The organism is Tabrizicola aquatica (genome assembly GCF_002900975.1).
GTDB classification, from domain to species: Bacteria; Pseudomonadota; Alphaproteobacteria; order Rhodobacterales; family Rhodobacteraceae; genus Tabrizicola; species Tabrizicola aquatica.
On record NZ_PJON01000003.1, the window covers coordinates 1 to 18,893 of the forward strand.

Genomic DNA, 18,893 nt, shown 5'->3' on the forward strand with positions numbered 1-18,893 from the left:
GCGCCGACGACACCGCCGAAACGGTGCGCGAAAGGCTGACCGCCTATCACGCCCAGACGGCACCGCTGATCGCGTATTACGACGAAAAGGCCGTGCTCCAACGGATCAACGCGATGGGACACATCGCTGACATCCGAAACGCACTCGCAAATATCGTCGAAAACGTGACGGCGTAAAGGGGAGGGCCGCGTCCCCAAGCCTGGGGGAGCGGTCGTGGAGAGAGAAGAAACCTCAGGGAGTAGCACTCATGGCGGACAAGACATCGTCCAACGCCTACTGGGCCGCGAACATCCGGGTGATCACCATTTCGATGATCATCTGGTTCGCGTGTTCCTTCGGCCTTGGCATCCTACTGCGTCCCGCGCTTTCGGGGATCCATATCGGCGGCGCCGATATCGGGTTCTGGTTCGCGCAGAACGGATCCATCTACGTCTTTCTCGTGCTGATCTTTGCCTATGCCGCAAAGATGAACAAGCTCGACAAAGAGCATGGCGTTGAGGAGTAAGGGAAATGGATCAGTTTACCCTTAACCTCATCGTCATCGGCGCATCCTTCGCGCTGTACTTCGGTATCGCGTTCTGGGCACGCGCCGGATCGACGTCCGAGTTCTATGCCGCCGGCCAGGGCGTCAGCCCCGTCATGAACGGCATGGCGACGGCGGCGGACTGGATGTCTGCCGCATCCTTCATCTCGATGGCGGGTCTGATCGCCTTCGGGGGCTACAACAACTCGGTCTTCCTGATGGGCTGGACCGGCGGTTACGTGCTTCTGGCGCTGCTGCTGGCCCCGTATCTGCGCAAGTTCGGCAAGTTTACCGTGCCGGAATTCGTGGGCGACCGCTTCTACTCCACCTCGGCGCGCATGGTTGCCGTGGTCTGCCTTCTGGTGATCTCGATCACCTATGTCATCGGGCAGATGGTGGGCGTGGGCGTGACCTTCGCGCGCTTCCTGGAAGTCTCGACGACGACCGGTCTGCTGATCGGCTCGGCCGTGGTGTTCGCCTATGCGGTGTTCGGCGGCATGAAGGGCATCACCTATACCCAGGTGGCCCAGTATGTCGTTCTGATCACGGCCTATACCATCCCGGCGATCTTCATCTCGCTGAACCTGACCGGCGCGTTCCTGCCGCAGGTCGGGCTGGTCAGCGGCTATGCCCCGTCGGGCAATGACGTGTACTTCCTGGACAAGCTTGACCAGGTGGTGACCGACCTGGGCTTCACCGCCTATACTGCCGACACGACGAACATGCTGAACATGTTCCTTGTCACGATGTCGCTGATGATCGGGACCGCGGGCCTGCCGCACGTGATCATCCGCTTCTTCACCGTGCCCAAGGTGTCGGATGCCCGCGTCTCGGCCGGCTGGGCGCTGGTGTTCATCGCGCTGCTGTACACGGTCGCCCCGGCGGTCGGGTCGATGGCGCGTCTGAACATCACCACCACCTTCTGGCCCGGTGCCATCGACGGTGACACCTTCTCGAAGCCCGCGCTTTCGATTGCTGAGATCGACAGCAACCCGGAACTGATCTGGATTCGGAACTGGGAAAAGACCGGCCTGCTGGCGTTTACCGACAAGAACGGCGACGGGCTGATCCAGTACTTCAACGAGCCGAAGGCGGTTACCGACGCCAACAAGAAAGTGGCTGACGCACAGAAAGCCCTGACCGAAGCTGCCGCCGATGCCGACAAGGCGCCGCTGGAAGCTGCGGTTGCCGAAGCCACCACCGCACGCGACGCGGCGCTGGAAGCGGCGATGCTGGGTGGCCAGTCGCTGGCCGCACAAGGCATCGTGGGCAACGAACTGACCACCGTGAACAACGACATCATGGTGCTTGCCAACCCCGAGATCGCCAAGCTTCCGGGCTGGGTGATCGCGCTTGTCGCCGCCGGTGGTCTTGCCGCCGCGCTGTCGACGGCTGCGGGCCTTCTCTTGGCCATCTCCTCGGCCATCAGCCACGACCTGATTAAGGGTGCCTTGAACCCGAACATCAGCGAAAAGGGCGAACTGCTGGCGGCCCGGATTTCGATGGCCTTTGCCATCGTGCTGGCGACCTGGCTTGGCCTTGACCCGCCCGGCTTTGCCGCGCAGGTGGTGGCGCTGGCCTTCGGTCTGGCGGCAGCGACGATCTTCCCGGTGCTGATGATGGGTATCTTCTCGACCCGCGTCACCAAGGAAGGCGCCATTGCCGGTATGATCGTCGGCCTGATCTCGACGGCGGTCTACATCTTCCTCTACCTGGGCTGGTTCTTCATCCCGGATACGAACATGCTGCCGAACACGCCCGACGCGCACTTCCTGGGCATTTCGCCCGCGGCCTTCGGCCCGATCGGTGCGGTGCTGAACTTTGTGGTCGCCTATGTCGTCTCTGGCATGACCAAGGCTCCGCCGCAGGACGTGCAGGACCTGATCCAGTCGATCCGCGTGCCGAAAGGTGCCGGTGCGGCTCAGGCGCACTGACGGAAATGGACGGTCCCGGCTTCGGCCGGGGCCGTCCCCTTACCCTTTCCAGGACAGCGCGATGGACGAAGACCTTCAAACCATCATCAGCTTCCTTGAGACGGTGCATCCCTATGACAGCCTGTCACAGGACGAGCGGGCACGCGTTGCCCGTTCCTTCGGCTACAGGACTTTCCCTGCCGGCCGGACCATCTACGCGGCGGGATCGACCCTTGACGGTCTGTTCCTGATCCACGAAGGCGCGGTCGAGATCATTGACACGCTGGGGGACATCGTCTCGCTCCTTGGGCCGCGCAACAGCTTTGGCGAGCGCGGCCTGATGCGTGACGGCCTTGCCGCGACCACTGCCCGCGCGACGCAGGACACCGTGGTGCTGCTGCTGCCGGTGACAGAGTTCCGCCGACTATTCGACGAAGAAGCCGCCTTCCGCCGCTTCTTCCAGCGCGGCCGGGTGGCGGAAGCCCGCGTGGCCGAGATCACCACGCAAAAGGTCGGCGACCTGATGACGCGAGGGCCGATCACTGTTCCGCACGACCTGTCCGTGCGCGAGGCGGCGCGGCTTATGCGCGACCGGCACGTCTCATGCCTTGGGGTCACCGAGGCGGGGCGGTTCGCCGGGCTGGTGACGACGCGGGACCTCACCAACCGCGTGCTTGCCGAGGGGCTGTCTGCAGACGTGCCGGTGACCCAGATCATGACCCGGGACCCGGTGACCCTTGCCCCGACGGCGCTGGGGTCCGACGTGCTGCACCAGATGCTGGAGCGGCGCATCGGCCACCTGCCCGTCATCGAGGGCGGGACACTGGTGGGGATCGTCACCCAGACCGATCTGACCCGATATCAGGCAGTATCCTCGGCCCAGTTCGTGCGCGATGCCGCGATGGCCGAGACCGTCGGACAACTGGCCGCAATCACCGCCCGGATTCCGCGGCTGGTCGCCCAGCTTGTCGGGGCCCACCACGCGCATGAGGTGGTGACGCGCCTGACCACGGACATCGCCGATACCGTGACGCGGCGCCTGATTGCCCTGGCAGAACGTGATCTTGGCCCGGCGCCGGTGCCATATCTGTGGCTGGCCTGCGGGTCGCAGGGCCGACAGGAGCAGTCCAGCGTCTCGGACCAGGACAACTGCATGATCCTGGACGATGCCGCCACGCCCGACGACATGACCTATTTCGCAGCCCTCGCGCGGTGCGTGTCGGACGGGCTGGATGCCTGCGGCTATGTCTATTGCCCCGGCGACATGATGGCGACCAACCCGCGCTGGTGCCAGCCGCTGTCGGTCTGGCGCGAGTATTTCACCGGCTGGATCAACCGTCCCGATCCGACGGCGCAGATGTTGGCCTCGGTCATGTTCGATCTGCGGCCGATCGACGGCGACACCTCTCTGTTTCAGACCTTGCAGCAGGAAACGCTGGAGAAAGCCTCACACAACACGATCTTCGTCGCGCATATGGTGGCGAATTCGCTGAAGCACGCGCCGCCGTTGGGTCTGCTGCGCGGGATCGCCACCATCCGGTCGGGCGAGCACAAGAACCATATCGACATGAAGCACAACGGTGTGGTTCCGGTGACAGACCTTGGCCGCGTCTATGCGCTGCTGGGGCGGCTTGGTGCCGTGAACACCCGCGCCCGGCTAGAGGCTGCGGAAGCCGCAGGCGTCATTTCGCCTTCGGGCGCGCGAGATCTGATCGATGCCTATGACCTGATCGCGCGCACCCGCCTTGAACATCAGGCGCGGCAAATCCGGCAGGGCCAGAAGCCGAACAACTACCTGTCCCTGTCTGACCTGTCGGATTTCGAACGCTCTCACCTGCGCGATGCCTTTGTCGTCGTGCGCACCATGCAATCCTCCGTGGGACATTCCCGCGGGGCCATGTCCTGAGTAAGTACCGATGGCTCTTGAACTGATCGCCGCCATTGTCGCCGCCATCGCCTTTGCTGGGATGGCGGCCTTGGCGCGCAGGCTGTCCGGCAACCGTTTGCCGAAGTGGATCACGCCGGCCGCTGCGGGCCTGGGCATGATCGCCTTCACGGTCTGGAGCGAATATGACTGGTTCAGCCGCATCGAGGCCGGCTTACCCGAAGGTGTGGCGATCGTCTGGAGCGATGACACGCCCAGCCCGCTGCGCCCCTGGACCTTTGTCGTCCCGCTGACCACCGCGTTCACAGCGATGGATACCCGCAAGCTTGCGCCGCACCCGGACAATGCCGCCCTGGTCCTGGCGCCGGTCTATGCCTTTGTCCGCTGGCAGGGCGTACAGGACGGGTTCATGGTCGTCGATTGCGCCAATCGGCAGTCAGCCTTGCTGACCGAAACCGTCCGCATCGACGCGGCGGGCCAGTTGACCGGCGCGGACTGGCTGGCCTTCACGGAAAACGATGCGATCGGCGCCGCCGCCTGCACGGGGAGGTGAGGCATGGTAGAGACAGAGCCTGACAAACAGCGCGTCCTGGTGATCGAGGACGAGGACAACGTTGCCCTGGCGCTGGAGTTTCTTCTGACCCGCGAAGGGTATGACGTCGACCGCTGGGCCACCGGCTCGGGCGCGGTCGAGCATATCCGCGCGACCCGTCCGGGTCTGGTCCTGCTTGACGTGATGCTGCCCGACGTCTCGGGCTATGAAATCTGCCAGGAGACGCGGCTTGATCCGGCCCTCTCTGACGTCAGGATATTGATCATGACGGCACGCGGATCGATCATGGAACGGCGCAAGAGCATGGCCCTTGGGGCTGACGGCTTCATCTCCAAACCCTTCGACCCAAAGGAGCTGAGGGCAGAGGTCAGGCATCTTCTGACCAGCGGAGCCTGACATGCTGGCGTCGCTAGGCCTTAGAACCCGGATCTTCCTGCTGTTCGCGGGCTTGGCCGCGGGCATCCTTGGGGCCGTGACGCTGGGGCTGTTTCTGGCCTATTCGCGGCAGGCCGATCCGCGGGTTCTGAACGCCTTCCTGCAGGCTGGCATCGTTGCTGGCTTCCTCAGCCTGGGGCTGGTTGCCTGGCTTTGGTATCTGTTCGACGTGAATGTCGCCAAGCCGATCGACATCCTTGCCGGGACGCTGCGGGCCCGCGCCCATGCCAGTGTCGACGGCGAGGTTGACGCCGCGATGGCCCGTTATCTGGGCGATCTCGCGCCGTCCGCGCGGGCCGCGGCCGAAAGCCTGACCGAGACGCGCAGCGCGCTGGCCGAATCCGTCGCGCGCGAAACCTCGCGGCTTTCCGCGGAAAAGCAGCGGCTGGAAACGCTGCTGTCTGACGTGCCGGTCGGGGTCCTGCTGTGTTCCGGCGCGCACCAGCTGGTGTTCTACAATGGTCAAGCCTCTGATCTGGTCGGCTCTTCGGCCGAGGGTCCACGGCTGGATCGCCGGCTCTTCGATTATTTGCGCGAAGGCCCGATCCGCATGGCCCATGACCGCCTGATCGCCACCGAGGACCGCGAAGCCGCCGTCGACCTGCTTTGCGCCACGGCCAGCGGGGACCGGATTCTGTCGGCCCGGATGCGATTGATCGAACCGCTGGGCAGTGAGCGGCAACGTCCGGGGTATGTGCTGACCTTGCGCGACGTGACCAGCGATCTGACCGCCAAATCTGCCCGCGACGCCTTCATGCTGGAGGTTTTCGAGCGGATCAGCCGCCCGTCGGCCAATCTCTCGGTGCTGATCGCGGCCTTGCCCGAAGGCGGGGCCGTTCCCGGGCGCATCGACAAGGCCATTCGCGAAGAGGTCGGTGTTCTGGTCGACACGATCACCGACCTGACCCGCCGGGGCGACGCGCTGCGCTCTGATGGCTGGCAGATGTCGACGATCCGGGCCTCTGATCTGATCGACAGCATCAGTGCCCGGATCGAGGCGGGTGGCATGACCGTCACCTTGGCCCAGGCGGCACCCTTGCAACTGCAATGCGATGCGTTCGGGCTGGTCTCATTGCTGGCCCGGCTTGCCGACCAGATGCGCAATGACGGCTTTTCGCAGGCTTTCGGGATCATCGCGCAAGAAGAAAAAGCCGGTGCCTGCCTCCGCCTGGTCTGGCAAGGTCCGCCGCTGTCCGTGGCAAAGCTGGAGAAATGGCTGCAGGAACCCCTGGACCGCAACATTCCCGACGTGACCGGCCGGTCGGTCCTGCGGGACAACGGGACCGAGATCTGGCCCGAACGGTGGGAGGCCGGGCAGTCGCTTTGCCTGCCGCTTCATCAAGTCCGGCGCGAGGTGCGCCGTCCCGCACCCGTCAAGCGGGCTGTGGTCTATGACTTTGACCTGCTGGACCGCGAACGGAACGAAGCCGTCGCCGAGACCAGCCTGACCGCCCTGGACTATGTCGTTTTCGACACCGAGACGACCGGGCTCCTGCCGGAACAGGGCGACGAGATTGTCCAGATTGCCGCCATTCGCATCGTCAACGGGCGCATTGTCGAGAACGAGGTCTTTGATACGCTCGTCAATCCCGGCCGGCCCATTCCCGCCGCATCCACCGAAGTGCATGGCATCACCGAGGCGATGACCGCGGACGCCCCCAGCGTGGCCGAGGCCCTGCGCAGCTTCCACCGCTTTGCCGAAGGCGCGGTGCTTATCGCGCACAACGCCCCCTTCGACATGCAGTTCCTGCGCCGACGGGAAGAGGAGCTTGGCCTGCGCTTCGACCACCCCGTGCTGGACACGGTCCTGCTGTCGGCCGTCGTCTTTGGACAGCATGAGGTTCACAGCCTGGATGCGCTGACCCACCGCCTGGGCGTCACGATCCCGGAAGAGGCCCGTCACACCGCAATCGGCGACGCCAGGGCGACCGCCGCAGTCTTCGTCCGGCTGGTTCGGATTCTGCAAGGCCGGAACCTGTCCACCTTCGGAACCGTGGTGAACGAGGTCCGGCGCCATGCCAGATTGCTCAAGGACTTGAACGCCTGACGAAGCGGTCAGATGCGCCGGACTTTCGCGACCTTGCCGCCAGGATCAATCCGGCAGCACGATCGCGTCGGCCGCGGCAAAGCTGATCTCGGTCGGGCTGCCCAGGGGCGGGGGCGGCTGGTCGGGGCGGTTGAACGTGTCCAACGCCACGACCGTTCCGGCGACCCGCGCCTTGATCCGGATGACCGAGCCCAGGAAGTTTACCTCGGCCACCGTCGCGGGCAGCACAACCTCGCGTCCCTCGGCCCGGCCCAGGCGGATCGCCTCGGGCCGCAGGGCCAGCGTCACCGTGGCGCCCTTGGCGGCCGTCACGGGCTTGCCCAGACGCAGCGGCTGGCCGTCGACGGTCACCGTGCCGGTGGCTGCATCCTCGACCTTGGCGGTAAGCATGTTCAACGTGCCGACAAAGCCTGCCACAAAACGGGTGTTGGGGTTGTTGTAGATCTCGAACGGGGCGCCGACCTGTTCGGCGATGCCGCCGTTCATCACGACGATCCGGTCCGAGATCGACATTGCCTCTTCCTGGTCATGGGTCACGAAGATTGTCGTGATCCCCAACTCGCGCTGGATATCGCGGATTTCGTTGCGCAACGAGACGCGCACCTTGGCGTCCAGCGCCGACAGGGGTTCGTCCAGAAGCAGGACCCGGGGTCGCGGGGCCAGGGCGCGGGCCAGCGCCACACGCTGCTGTTGCCCTCCCGAAAGCTGGAACGGAAAGCGCGTGCCCAGTTCCGGCAGGCCGATCAACTCCAGCATCTCCTTGACGCGGGCCTCACGCTCGGCCCGGGGCACGCCCTTGACCTTCAGCCCGAAGGCCACGTTGTCGGCCACCGTCATGTTCGGGAACAGGGCATAGGCCTGGAACATCATCCCGATGTTGCGCTGGTTCGCGCGTTGGTCGGTCACGTCCTGCCCGTCGATGCTGATCCCGCCCGAGGTCGGCATCTCGAACCCCGCGACCATCCGCAGGACCGTGGTCTTGCCGCAGCCGGACGGGCCAAGCAGCGAGACGAACTCGCCCTTTTCGATCCCTAGGCTGAAGTCCTTGACCACGCGGTTGGTGCCGAAGATCTTTTCCAGGTTGGTCAGGTCAAGAAAGGCCATCAGGCTTTCGCTCTTTCATGTTTCGAGAAGCGGGTGACAAGCTGGATCAGCCCCATGCAGCCCCAGGTGATGGCAAAGGCGATCACGGCAAGGGCGGGCGGCTCATAGGCGCGGTTGGCGCCCAGAAGCTGCATGAAGGGGCCGAAGGCCGGGCGGTTCAAGAGGGCGGCCATGGTGAATTCGCCAATCACGATGGCCAGGGTCAGGAAGGCCCCGGACAGGACCGCGACCAGGACATTCGGCAGGATGATCCGCGCCAGGATGGTGAACCAGCCCGCGCCCAGGCTTTGTGCAGCCTCGGTCAGGGTGGCAACATCGATGGTCCGCAGCCCGGTATCCACGGCCCGGTACATGTAGGGCAGGGCCAGCGTGGCATAGCCCATCGTCAGCAGGATATCCGTCCCCAAGGCCGATCCGGTCAGCGGCAGGAAGGACGAAGTGTTGTAAAGCCGGATATAGCCGAACACGATCACAATGGCCGGGATCACCAGCGGCAAGAGGGTGATGAACTCGATGATGGGGCGGGCCTGCGGCAGTTTCAGCCGTACCCAATAGGCCGTCGGCACCACCAGCAGCACGCCAAAGACGATGGTCGCGGCGGCAAGCGTCAGCGAATAGCTGAACGTCTCCCAAAAGCGGGGGTCCTCAAAGACGCGGGCATAGGCGTCAAAGGAATACTCGCCACGCCGCATCTTCAGGCTGAATTCGGTCATCCCGATCAGCGGCAAGAGGAAGTAAAGGCAGCCCAGCAGCAGGACTGCCCAAGCGACAAGGCGCTTCATTTCAGCCACCTCTCGGACCGCGTGCGCAAGACGATGTAGATCACGTTGGCAAAGCCGGTGATCACGATCATCCCGAAGGCCAGGGCATAGCCAAGGTTCGGGTTGCCCAGCACATCGCCGCGGATCTGGGCGAACAGCTTGATCGGCACGATGTTCAACTGTGGCCCGGTCAGCGCAAAGGCGGTGGCCACCGCGCCGAAGGCATTGGCAAAGAGCAGCGCGAAGGTCCCCAGAAGCGACGGGAACAGGATCGGAAACGCCACCATCCGCCAGTATTGCGTGGCGGTGGCACCCAGCACCTCGGCCGCCTCGCGCCATTCGCGCTTCAGCCCGTCAAGGGCCGGGATGATGATCAGGATCATCAGCGGGATCTGGAAGAACAGGTAGGTGACGACCAGACCCCAGAAGGACAGAAGGTTAAAGCCAAGGGCGCGCAGGTTGATGCCGACGTCGCGCAGCTCCAGCGTGATCAGCCCGGCCGGTCCGATGGTCGCGATGAAGGCAAAGGCCAGCGGCACACCGGCAAAGTTCGAGGCGACGCCCGAAAAGGTCAAAAGCGGCCCGCGCACCCGTTTCGGCAAACCACCAAACACAACGGCGGCGGCCATGGCAAAGCCCACGGCGCAGCCAAGAAGGGCGGTGATCAGCGACAGCTTGATCGAGGTCCAATAGGCGTTGCGGATCGAATCGGTGTTCAGGTCGATCAGGTTCTGCAGCGTGAAGCTGCCATCGGCCGACTGGAAGGCGCCGATGACGATCTTCATCGTCGGCAGGACCAGGAACAGCACCGCGAAGGCGACGAAAGGCAGGATGCCCAGCCACTCGACGGGCAGGCGCCATTTCGGCCGGTGGCGCGGTGGGGCTTCTGGCATGGTCGGTCCCTTGTCGGTCTGGCTTCCGGTGCGTCTGGCGGCCCCGGTAAGTGGTGCCCGCCCCGGATGGACCGGGGCGGGGCAGGTCTCAGGTCAGATCACTCGACGTTGGCGCCGACGGTCGCGTCCCAGCCACCGGTGACGGCGGCCTTGTTCGCGTCCACTTCTTCCAGCGTCGGGAAATAGGCGGCTTCATAGGATTCGGCCGGGGGCAGCGCGTCCAGCAGCTCTTGCGGGACCTTGCCAGCGGCGACCATCGCGTTGAAGCGGGCCGGGTGGCAGTAGCCCTTCAGCCAGCCAAGCTGACCTTCGTCGCTGTAGAGGTATTCCATCCACAGCTTCGCGGCATTCGGCTGCGGCGCATAGGCGCTGATCGCCTGGACATAGACGCCAGCCAGCACGCCCGACTTCGGCACCACGACCTCGACCGGCGGGTTGCCGGCCAGGGTGTCGCGGGCTGCCAGCGCGTTATAGTCCCACATGATGACGATGGGCGTCGTGCCCTGCGCCAGCGTGCCGGCCTTGCCGATGACCGGGACGAAGTTGCCCGCCTCGTTCAGCTGCTTGAAGAACTCAAGCCCCGCCTTGCCGGCCTCTTCGCCGGGGGCAGCCCCGGACGCCATGCCAGCGGCCAGCACCGCCAGGATCGCCTGGTTCGAGGCGCGCGGATCGCCCGCCAGAGCAACCTGACCGGCATATTCCGGCTTCAGCAGGTCAGCCCAGTCCTGCGGCACGTTCTCGACCAGGTCCGTGTTCACCATGAAGGACATCACGCCGTAATAGTCGGCGTACCAGTGACCTTCGGCATCCTTGACCTCGGCCGGGATCTCGTCCCAGGTCGCGACCTTGTAGGGCTGGGTCAGCCCTTCGGCCTTGGCCTGAGGACCGAAGGCCAGACCCACGTCCAGCACGTCCGGCGCCTGCGGGCCCTTGTTGTCCTTGTTGGCCTTCACGGCCTCAAGCTCGTCGGCCGAGCCCGCGTCGGGGTTCAGCTCGTTCACGGTGATCTCGGGGTATTTGGCCTTGAAGCCGGCGATCACGTCGCCATAGCCGCACCAGTCGTGCGGCAGGGCGATGGTCGACAGCATCCCTTCGGCCTTGGCGGCGGCTTCCAGGTCCGCAAGCGACTGTGCGGAAGCCACGGTTGCCGACAGCATGGCCACAAGGCTTGCCGTTCCAAGGGCGGTTTTAAGCATCATAGGGTCGTCCTCCTGTGTTGACCGACATCCCGTAGCCCGCGTCTCCGACAGGTTTGTGACAGATCCTGTGGGGCGTGCCGGTATCTGGCCCAACCTTGTTACGCGCCTGACGAACAGGATTCCAGTGCGACGTTTCCTTTACACGCAGGGGGCGAGCCCTTCACCCGGCCGCAAAGCTTGGCTAGGGTCGGCGCCAAAGAACGGGGGGGCCATGGCCTGGGAATTCTGGATCGACCGTGGCGGCACCTTCACCGATGTGGTCGGCCGCGCGCCGGATGGACGGCTGGTGACGGCCAAGCTTCTGTCGGAAAACCCCGAGCGCTATCCCGACGCCGCTGTTCAGGGCATCCGCGATTGCCTGGGCCTGGCCCCCGGTCAGCCGATCCCTGATGGCGCCATCGCTGCGATCAAGATGGGCACCACGGTAGCCACCAATGCGCTGCTGGAACGGAAGGGCGAACGCGTCCTTCTTCTGATCACCGAGGGCTTCCGCGACCTGCTGCGCATCGGCACGCAGGCCCGGCCCGACCTTTTCGCGCTGAACATCCGCCGCCCCGATCTTCTGTACGAAACCGTGGCCGAAGTTCCCGGCCGTCTGGACGCCGAGGGGCAGGAGGTCCGCCCCCTGGACGAAGCCGCCACCCGCGCGGCGCTGGCCCAGGCCCACGCCGAAGGCATCCGTGCGGTGGCCGTCGCCCTGATGCACGGCCACGTCAACCCGGCGCATGAGGCGCGGGTCGGCCAGCTGGCGGCCAAGGCCGGGTTCACCCAGATCTCGCTGTCGCACCAGGTCAGCCGGCTGGCCAAGCTGGTTCCCCGGGGGGATACCACGGCGGTCGATGCCTACCTCTCGCCGATCCTGCGGCGCTATGTGGCCCAGGTCGAAGGCGCCCTGGACATGGGGCGGGCGACCGGGCGGCTGCTGTTCATGCAATCGAACGGCGGCTTGACCGAGGCGCACCGCTTCCAGGGCAAGGACGCCATCCTCTCCGGCCCAGCGGGCGGGATCGTCGGCATGGTCGCCACGGCCCAGGCGGCGGGCTTTGACCGGCTGATCGGCTTTGACATGGGCGGCACCTCGACCGATGTCAGCCACTATGCCGGCACCTATGAGCGCAGCTTCGAGACCGAGGTGGCGGGCGTCCGCATGCGCGCGCCGATGATGGACATCCACACCGTTGCCGCAGGGGGCGGGTCGATCTGCTCGTTCCGCGACGGCCGCTTCCAGGTCGGCCCGGACAGCGCCGGGGCCAATCCCGGCCCCGCCAGCTATCGCCGGGGCGGGCCGCTGACCATCACCGACTGCAACGTAATGCTGGGCCGCCTGTCGCCCGCCCATTTCCCGGCCGTGTTCGGGCCCGACGGCGACCAGCCGCTGGACGCCGAAATCGTCCGGCAGAAGTTCCGGGCCCTGGCCCAACAGGTCGCCGAAACAACTGGCCGACTCGACCCGCCCGAGGTGATCGCCGAAGGCTTCCTGCGCATCGCCATCGACAACATGGCCAACGCGGTGAAGAAGATCAGCGTCCAGCGCGGGCATGACGTGACCGGCTACACGCTGCAATGCTTTGGCGGGGCAGGCGGGCAACATGCCTGCGGGGTCGCCGATGCGCTGGGAATGCGGACCGTGTTCCTGAATCCCCAGGCCGGGGTCCTCTCGGCTTTCGGGATGGGCCTTGCCAACCTGCGCGCTTTGCGTGAGGTGCAGTTCGACGCGTCCCTTGCGCAACTGGACCAGGCCCGCGCCCGGATCGACGCCCTTGCCGCCGAGGCCGCGGCCGAACTTGCCGCCCAGGGTATCCCACAGCCGCAGGTGACCCGGACTGCCCATCTGCGCTATGACGGCTCGCACCAGTCGCTGCCCGTGCCCTTCGGCCCGGCCGAGGCTATGTTCCGCGACTTCGCCGCCGCGCATCAGGCCCGCTTCGGCTTTACTTCGCCCGAACGCGCGGTCCTGTTCGAGATGCTGGCGGTTGAGGCCGAGGGCGGCGGGGCGAACCTGCCCGACCTCTCCCCCGGCCCCGGCGCTGGCCAGCCCGTGGATCACCTGCGGCTGTGGATCGCCGGGGCCTGGTCCAACGTGCCGCTCTATCGGCGCGCTGACTGCGGGACCGCGACCCGCATCAGCGGCCCCGCCGTGGTCACCGAGGCCACCGCCACCACCATCGTCGAACCCGGCTGGCAAGCGCAGATGGACGCCCAGGCAAACCTGATCCTGCGCCGCGTGACGGCCATCGCCCGTCCCCCGGCAGCGGGGACCAAGGCCGATCCTGTGCTGCTGGAGGTGTTCAACAACCTTTTCATGTCGGTCGCCGACCAGATGGGCGCGACACTGGCGAACACCGCATGGTCGGTCAACATCAAGGAAAGGCTGGACTTTTCCTGCGCCATCTTTGACGCCGCCGGGGATCTGGTGGCCAATGCCCCGCATGTGCCGGTGCATCTTGGTTCCATGTCCCACGCGGTCAAGACGGTGATCTCCGCCGTCGGGGCCACGGCGCGCGAGGGCGACGCCTGGATGCTGAACTCGCCCTGGAACGGCGGAACGCACCTGCCGGACGTGACCGTGATCACCCCGGTTTTCGTTGCGGGCCGCCCGGCCTTCTGGCTGGGCTCGCGCGGGCATCACGCCGATATCGGCGGCCGCACCCCCGGCTCTGGCCCGCCCGACAGCCGCACGATCGAAGAGGAAGGGGTGGTCATCGACCTCTTCCCCTTGGTGGTCCAGAGCCGCCTGCGCGAGGGCGAGACGCGTGATCTGCTCGCTTCGGGGCTTTGGCCGTGCCGGTCGATCGATCAGAACATGGCCGACCTGAAGGCGCAGATCGCGGCGAATGAAACCGGGCGGCGCGAACTGCTGCGTGTGGTTGCCACCCATGGCGCAGATGTGGTCGCGGCCTATATGGGCCATGTCCAGAAGAACGCCGAGGAATGCGTCCGCGCCGTGATCGACCGACTAAGTGACGGATCGTTCACTTATCCAATGGATATCGGAACGACCATTCAGGTATCGATCCAGGTCGACCGTCAGGCCCGGTCGGCCACGATCGACTTTACCGGCACCAGCCCGCAGCACCTTGGCAACTACAACGCCCCGCAGGCGGTGACGCGGGCGGTGGTTCTGTATGTTTTCCGCACGCTGGTCGGCAAGCCGATCCCGCTGAACGAAGGCTGCCTCGCCCCCCTGCGGATCATCGTGCCTGAGGGGTCGCTTCTGAACCCGCGCGCCCCCGCTGCCGTGATCGCGGGGAATACCGAGGTCAGCCAGTCCGCCTGCAACGCGCTCTATGGTGCGCTGGGCGTGGTGGCGGCGGCGCAGGGGACGATGAACAACTTCATCTGGGGCAACCACCGCTTCCAGAACTATGAAACCATCGCGGGAGGCACCGGGGCGGGGCCGGGGTTTGCAGGCTGCGCGGCGGTGCAAAGCCACATGACCAACACCCGGATGACCGACCCCGAGGTGTTGGAAAAACGCTTCCCCGTCCGGCTGGAGGGGTTCGGGATCAGGGAAGGCTCCGGCGGGGTGGGGCAGTGGCGCGGCGGCGATGGGGCGGTGCGGCGGCTGCGGTTCCTGGCGCCGGTGACGGTCACCACCCTTTGCGGCAGCCGCAAGATCGCACCCTTCGGCGGGGCGGGTGGCGGGCCGGGCGCGGTGGGCGAGAACCTGGTCCACTGGCCCGACGGCCGGGTAGAGAGGTTGGAGGGCAACGACGAACGTGACCTGCCCGCCGGGGCGGAGTTTGAGATGCGAACTCCTGGCGGGGGCGGCTGGGGCGGATTGTGACGGGCACAAGACCCCGGTTGAAGCCGCGCGCCGCCCGTGCTGAGACTGCGCCGACCGATGTGGGGGGGGGCAGGATGCGGGTGTTCATCAACGGGTTCGGCCGGATCGGCCGCTCGGTCTTGCGGGCCTGGCTGCAGGCCCCGGGCAAGTGGCCGGGGCTGGAGATCGTCGGGATCAACGACATCGCCGCGCCCGAGATGTGCGCCTACCTGTTCGAGTATGACAGCGTCTTCGGACCCTGGCGCGGCGCGGTGGGGCTGGAGGGGGGCGCGCTGGTTGTGGACGGCCGTCGGGTGCCGCTGCACCGCACGCCGGACCTGTCGGTGCTGGACCTCGCCGGGGTGGACCTGGTGATGGAATGCACCGGCCGGGCCGACGGCCGCGAGGTGGCCGCGCGGGGGATGCGGGCGGGGGCGGGGCGGGTCCTGGTCTCGGGGCCGTCAGCGGCGGCGGAGGTGACGCTGGTCCTGGGGGCCAACGAGGACCGGCTGGGGAACCAGCGGATCGTCTCGAACGCCTCTTGCACCACGAATGCCCTGGCCCCGCTGGCGCGGCTGATCCATCAGAACTGGGGGATCGTGACTGGCTCGATGACGACGGTCCACTGCTACACAGGCAGCCAGCCCACGGTGGATGCCCCGGCAGCCGACTATCCCCGCAGCCGGGCGGCGGCCTTGTCGATGGTGCCGACCACGACCTCGGCCGCGCGGCTGCTGGACGGGGTGCTGCCGGACCTTGCCGGGCGGATCGTGGCGCAGGCGGTGCGGGTTCCGGTGGCCAGCGTGTCCTGCGTGGACTTCCACCTGATCACCGAAAAGCGCCCCTCGGTCGAAGAGGTCAACGCGGCCTTCCGCGCGGCCGGGGGGGTGATCGGCGCCACCGACCGGCCGCTGGTTTCGACTGACCTGCGGGCCCGGCCCGAGAGCGTGGTCATGGCCTGCCCGGAGACGAAGATCTCGGCCGGGGGGATGCTGCGGGTGTTCGGCTGGTACGACAACGAATGGGGATTCTCGAACCGGATGCTGGATGTTGCCCTGCGGATGGGCTGACCCTGTCCACGGTGGACAAATCCGGGTTGTCACGCAAAAACAATGACTTGAGCGTGGGCGTTCAGCATTTGTTAAGACCTGTTGGGGCCTTGATCCAGCCCCGTCCGGGGTCGTCGGGACTGCCCGGCAGGGCCCTGCAATGCACCGCATCCGAGGAGTACCTGCGCGGGCTGAGCCCCCCTGACCCAGCCTCAGGTCCGGTTCGCCAGGACTGCGTCCTGGACCCCGCAACACACAGCGTCCGGGCCACGCCGACGCTGACCACGCGCCCTGGTCCAGCTTGCAGCCCGGTTCGCCAGGACTGTGCCGCAGGCCCGCAACGGACTCCTCGAGGTCATGCCGGCGTTGGTCGAGCGCCTTGCTCCAGCCCCCGTCCGGGATCGTCGGGACTGCCCGGCGGGCCCTGCAATGCACCGCATCCCTGCGCGGGCTGAGCCCCTTGGTCCAGCCTTACGTGCGGGTGCGCCGGGGCCGTGTCCCACTCCATGATTCCGCAGCGTCCGGGCGGAGCCGACGCTTACCAAGCGCCTTTCTCCATCCTCCGTCCGGGATCGTCTGGAATGCCCGACAGGCCCTGCAATGCACCGAATCCGGGGTGTGCCGGCGCGAGCTGAAAGCCGACGCGGACCACGCGCCCTGGTCCAGTTCCGAGTTCGGGGTAGCCAATACTGTGCCGCAGGCCCCGCAACGCACCGCGTCAGGGTCGTAGCGGCGCAGGCCGTGCGCTTCACTCCAGCCCTTCGTCCGGGATCGCCAGGACGATGCCGCAGGCCTTGCAATGCACGGCGTCCGGGTCGTGGCGGCGCAGGCCGCAGGCCGGGCAGGGAAATTCCACCTTGCGGGGCCGGAAGATCACCTGGACCAGCCGCAGGAACAGGCCGATCCCGAAGATCATGATGACCACGGACAGAAGCTTTCCGAAATTCCCGACCAGGGTGATGTCGCCGAACCCCGTGGTCGAGAGCGTCGTCACGGTGAAATACAGCGCATCGACATAGTTGCCGATCTTTTCGTTCACGCCGGATTGCGTCTGATAGACCAGCGCGGTCATGGCGAAGATGAAGATCAACAGGTTCAGCCCGGCCCGCAGCGCAGTCTCGTTGCGGCGAAACCCGGGGATATCGTCGCGCAGTTGCGTCAGCGTCTGCGGCGAGTGGAACACGCGATACAGCCGCAGCACCCGCAGGAAGGCCAGCCCCTCGCCCCAGATCGGGACCAGAAGCGAGAAGATGACCAGAAGGTCGGCCACGCCCCAGAAGCTGAAAATCTCGCGCATCGGGCGGCGGGAGATCCACAGCCGGGCCATGAGGTCGGCGAGGAAAACCGCCCCGATGGCAATGTCGATTGTCGTGGTGTGCAGCCCGCGCGGCAGGAACGAGGTCGCGACCAGCCAGGAAACGGTCGCCAGGTCGAAGGCGAGGAGCGCATAGCGAAACCGGTCCCCGGTGGGACCATCGCTTTCATAAAGGACGCGCAGGCGGCGGCGAAGGGGGGAGGCAGTGTCAGTCATGGGGCCTCGGCTTTTTCGGGGTGACTGTCCGCTGCGGGGCGCAGCAGGTCAAGGCGCGGGTGGGTGCGAGGCGGGAAAGGATGGCTTGTGTCCGGGGAGGAGTAAGGCCGCACCGACCACGCGAACGGGATGCCAGGCCCTGCGGCGGAGGGGGCTGGGCGGGGATTTTGGCGGGCGCACCGGAAGCTTGGGGGGCGTGAGAGCCACCTGCCGGGGTGAAACCCGTCCATACTGCGCGGACGTGCGACGCCTAGGCGCGGGCATGGGCCTGTGCGGGCTGAAGCTCGGCCTACGAGGCGCGGAGCAGGAGAAGGACGCCAACCAGCAGGATGCCGATGCCGGCCAACTGCCGGGGGCTGGCGCGTTGGCCAAAGGCAAGGCGCGCGAGGATCAGGGCGAACACCACCTCGACCAGGGCCAGGGTGCGGACATTGGCCGCGGTGGTCAGCGCAAAGCCGGTGAACCACAAGGCCGAGGCCAAGGCGCCAAGAAAGCCCGCGCCGAGTGAAGGGGCAAAGGCGCGGAAGCTGCCGGTCAGGGCGGCGCGGTCGCGCAGCGCCAGCCAAAGGCCAAGGACCAGGGTTTGCAGCGCCAGCGAGACGGCCAGGATCGTGAGGGCGCGCAGCAGGAAATCCCCCTGCGGCAGGCTGGTGATCGCGCCGCGAAAGCCGATGGCCGACAGCCCGAAGGCCAGGCCCGCCGTCAGGCCAAGCGCCGCGGGGCCAAGGTCGGAAAGCATGGCGCGGCCTTGGCCCGGTTTCAGCGTCATCACCAGGACTCCGGCCACCGCGACGGCGATGGCGGCGAGCATGGGCATGGTCAGCGCCTCGCCCAGGACGGCCCAGCCGACCAGCGCGACGAGGACGGGTTCCACCTTCAGCCAGGCGGTGACGATGCCGAAGCCCTGGGTCCGCATGGCCTGCAGCATCAGCGCGGTGGCGGCGATCTGGGCAAGGGCGCCAAGCGCGGTGAAGCCAAGGGCGCGGGGGGTCAGGGGGAGCGGGGCGCTGCCCTGGACCCAGAGCGCCAGCGCAAGGAAGGCGCAGGCGAAGGGCAGGCCGAACAGGAAGCGGACATTGGTCGCGCCAAGGGTGCCAAGACGCGTCGTCAACCCGCGCTGGGCGGCGTTGCGCCCGGTCTGGGCCAGGGCGGCGGCAAGGGTGACGAATATCCAGAGCTGGGTCATGCGCGTGGCGGCGGCCAAGGGAAGGGCGTAAGGTGGGCAATATTGCCC

General features: G+C 66.5%; 14 protein-coding genes and 1 pseudogene. 9 read left to right on the plus strand and 6 right to left on the minus strand.

Annotated features, from left to right (window positions below):
* From CXR42_RS19785 to CXR42_RS11810, 7 genes and pseudogenes are all read left to right on the plus strand, one after another.
* Positions 1 to 176 (plus strand): annotated as a pseudogene (locus tag CXR42_RS19785) (adenylate kinase); the annotation flags it as partial.
* A gap of 71 nt (positions 177 to 247) precedes the next feature.
* The gene (locus CXR42_RS11785; RefSeq protein ID WP_103257776.1) at positions 248 to 505 is read left to right on the plus strand and encodes a DUF4212 domain-containing protein; all 258 of its coding nucleotides are present in this window, start codon (positions 248 to 250) and stop codon (positions 503 to 505) included.
* 5 nt (positions 506 to 510) lie between these two features.
* The gene (locus tag CXR42_RS11790; protein WP_103257777.1) at positions 511 to 2,457 is read left to right on the plus strand and encodes a sodium:solute symporter family protein; all 1,947 of its coding nucleotides are present in this window, start codon (positions 511 to 513) and stop codon (positions 2,455 to 2,457) included.
* A gap of 61 nt (positions 2,458 to 2,518) precedes the next feature.
* Positions 2,519 to 4,342, plus strand: coding sequence for a DUF294 nucleotidyltransferase-like domain-containing protein (locus CXR42_RS11795; RefSeq protein WP_103257778.1), 1,824 nt, complete (start codon positions 2,519 to 2,521; stop codon positions 4,340 to 4,342).
* Positions 4,343 to 4,352: 10 nt separating this feature from the next.
* Positions 4,353 to 4,874 (plus strand): hypothetical protein, encoded by a 522-nt coding sequence (locus tag CXR42_RS11800; protein WP_103257779.1) that lies wholly within the window; start codon positions 4,353 to 4,355, stop codon positions 4,872 to 4,874.
* Positions 4,875 to 4,877: 3 nt separating this feature from the next.
* Entirely contained in the window at positions 4,878 to 5,270 is a 393-nt protein-coding gene (locus tag CXR42_RS11805; RefSeq protein WP_103257780.1) for a response regulator transcription factor, read from the plus strand.
* Position 5,271: 1 nt separating this feature from the next.
* Positions 5,272 to 7,356 carry a 3'-5' exonuclease gene (locus CXR42_RS11810; protein ID WP_103257781.1) on the plus strand — a complete coding sequence of 695 codons (2,085 nt, stop codon included), beginning with the start codon at positions 5,272 to 5,274 and terminating at the stop codon, positions 7,354 to 7,356.
* Positions 7,357 to 7,401: 45 nt separating this feature from the next.
* On the opposite strand, the gene CXR42_RS11815 is transcribed toward CXR42_RS11810, so the two are convergent.
* The 4 genes from CXR42_RS11815 to CXR42_RS11830 form a co-directional block, all read right to left on the minus strand.
* A complete protein-coding gene (locus CXR42_RS11815; RefSeq protein WP_103257782.1) occupies positions 7,402 to 8,460 on the minus strand; it encodes an ABC transporter ATP-binding protein in 1,059 nt (352 codons plus the stop codon).
* Positions 8,460 to 9,242 carry an ABC transporter permease gene (locus CXR42_RS11820; protein ID WP_103257783.1) on the minus strand — a complete coding sequence of 261 codons (783 nt, stop codon included), beginning with the start codon at positions 9,240 to 9,242 and terminating at the stop codon, positions 8,460 to 8,462. The genes CXR42_RS11815 and CXR42_RS11820 overlap by 1 nt, the downstream gene beginning before the upstream one ends.
* Positions 9,239 to 10,114, minus strand: coding sequence for an ABC transporter permease (locus CXR42_RS11825; protein ID WP_103257784.1), 876 nt, complete (start codon positions 10,112 to 10,114; stop codon positions 9,239 to 9,241). Before CXR42_RS11825 ends, CXR42_RS11820 begins: the two co-directional genes overlap by 4 nt.
* Before the next feature lie 98 nt (positions 10,115 to 10,212).
* Complete coding sequence (locus CXR42_RS11830; protein WP_219727948.1) at positions 10,213 to 11,313, minus strand: ABC transporter substrate-binding protein; 1,101 nt, start codon at positions 11,311 to 11,313, stop codon at positions 10,213 to 10,215.
* A 211-nt stretch (positions 11,314 to 11,524) separates the two neighbouring features.
* Between CXR42_RS11830 and CXR42_RS11835 the strand changes: the two genes are divergently transcribed.
* Both CXR42_RS11835 and CXR42_RS11840 read left to right on the plus strand, forming a co-directional pair.
* A complete protein-coding gene (locus CXR42_RS11835) occupies positions 11,525 to 15,100 on the plus strand; it encodes a hydantoinase B/oxoprolinase family protein (RefSeq protein ID WP_103257785.1) in 3,576 nt (1,191 codons plus the stop codon).
* Between the two features lie 74 nt (positions 15,101 to 15,174).
* Positions 15,175 to 16,149: a type I glyceraldehyde-3-phosphate dehydrogenase gene (locus CXR42_RS11840; RefSeq protein ID WP_103257786.1), complete on the plus strand. Its 975-nt coding sequence runs from the start codon at positions 15,175 to 15,177 to the stop codon at positions 16,147 to 16,149.
* A gap of 727 nt (positions 16,150 to 16,876) precedes the next feature.
* Here CXR42_RS11840 and CXR42_RS11845 read toward each other — a convergent pair.
* Together CXR42_RS11845 and CXR42_RS11850 are read right to left on the minus strand one after the other, a co-directional pair.
* Positions 16,877 to 17,659, minus strand: coding sequence for a potassium channel family protein (locus CXR42_RS11845; RefSeq protein WP_103257787.1), 783 nt, complete (start codon positions 17,657 to 17,659; stop codon positions 16,877 to 16,879).
* A 289-nt stretch (positions 17,660 to 17,948) separates the two neighbouring features.
* A complete protein-coding gene (locus CXR42_RS11850; RefSeq protein ID WP_103257788.1) occupies positions 17,949 to 18,845 on the minus strand; it encodes a DMT family transporter in 897 nt (298 codons plus the stop codon).
* Positions 18,846 to 18,893: the final 48 nt, after the last annotated feature.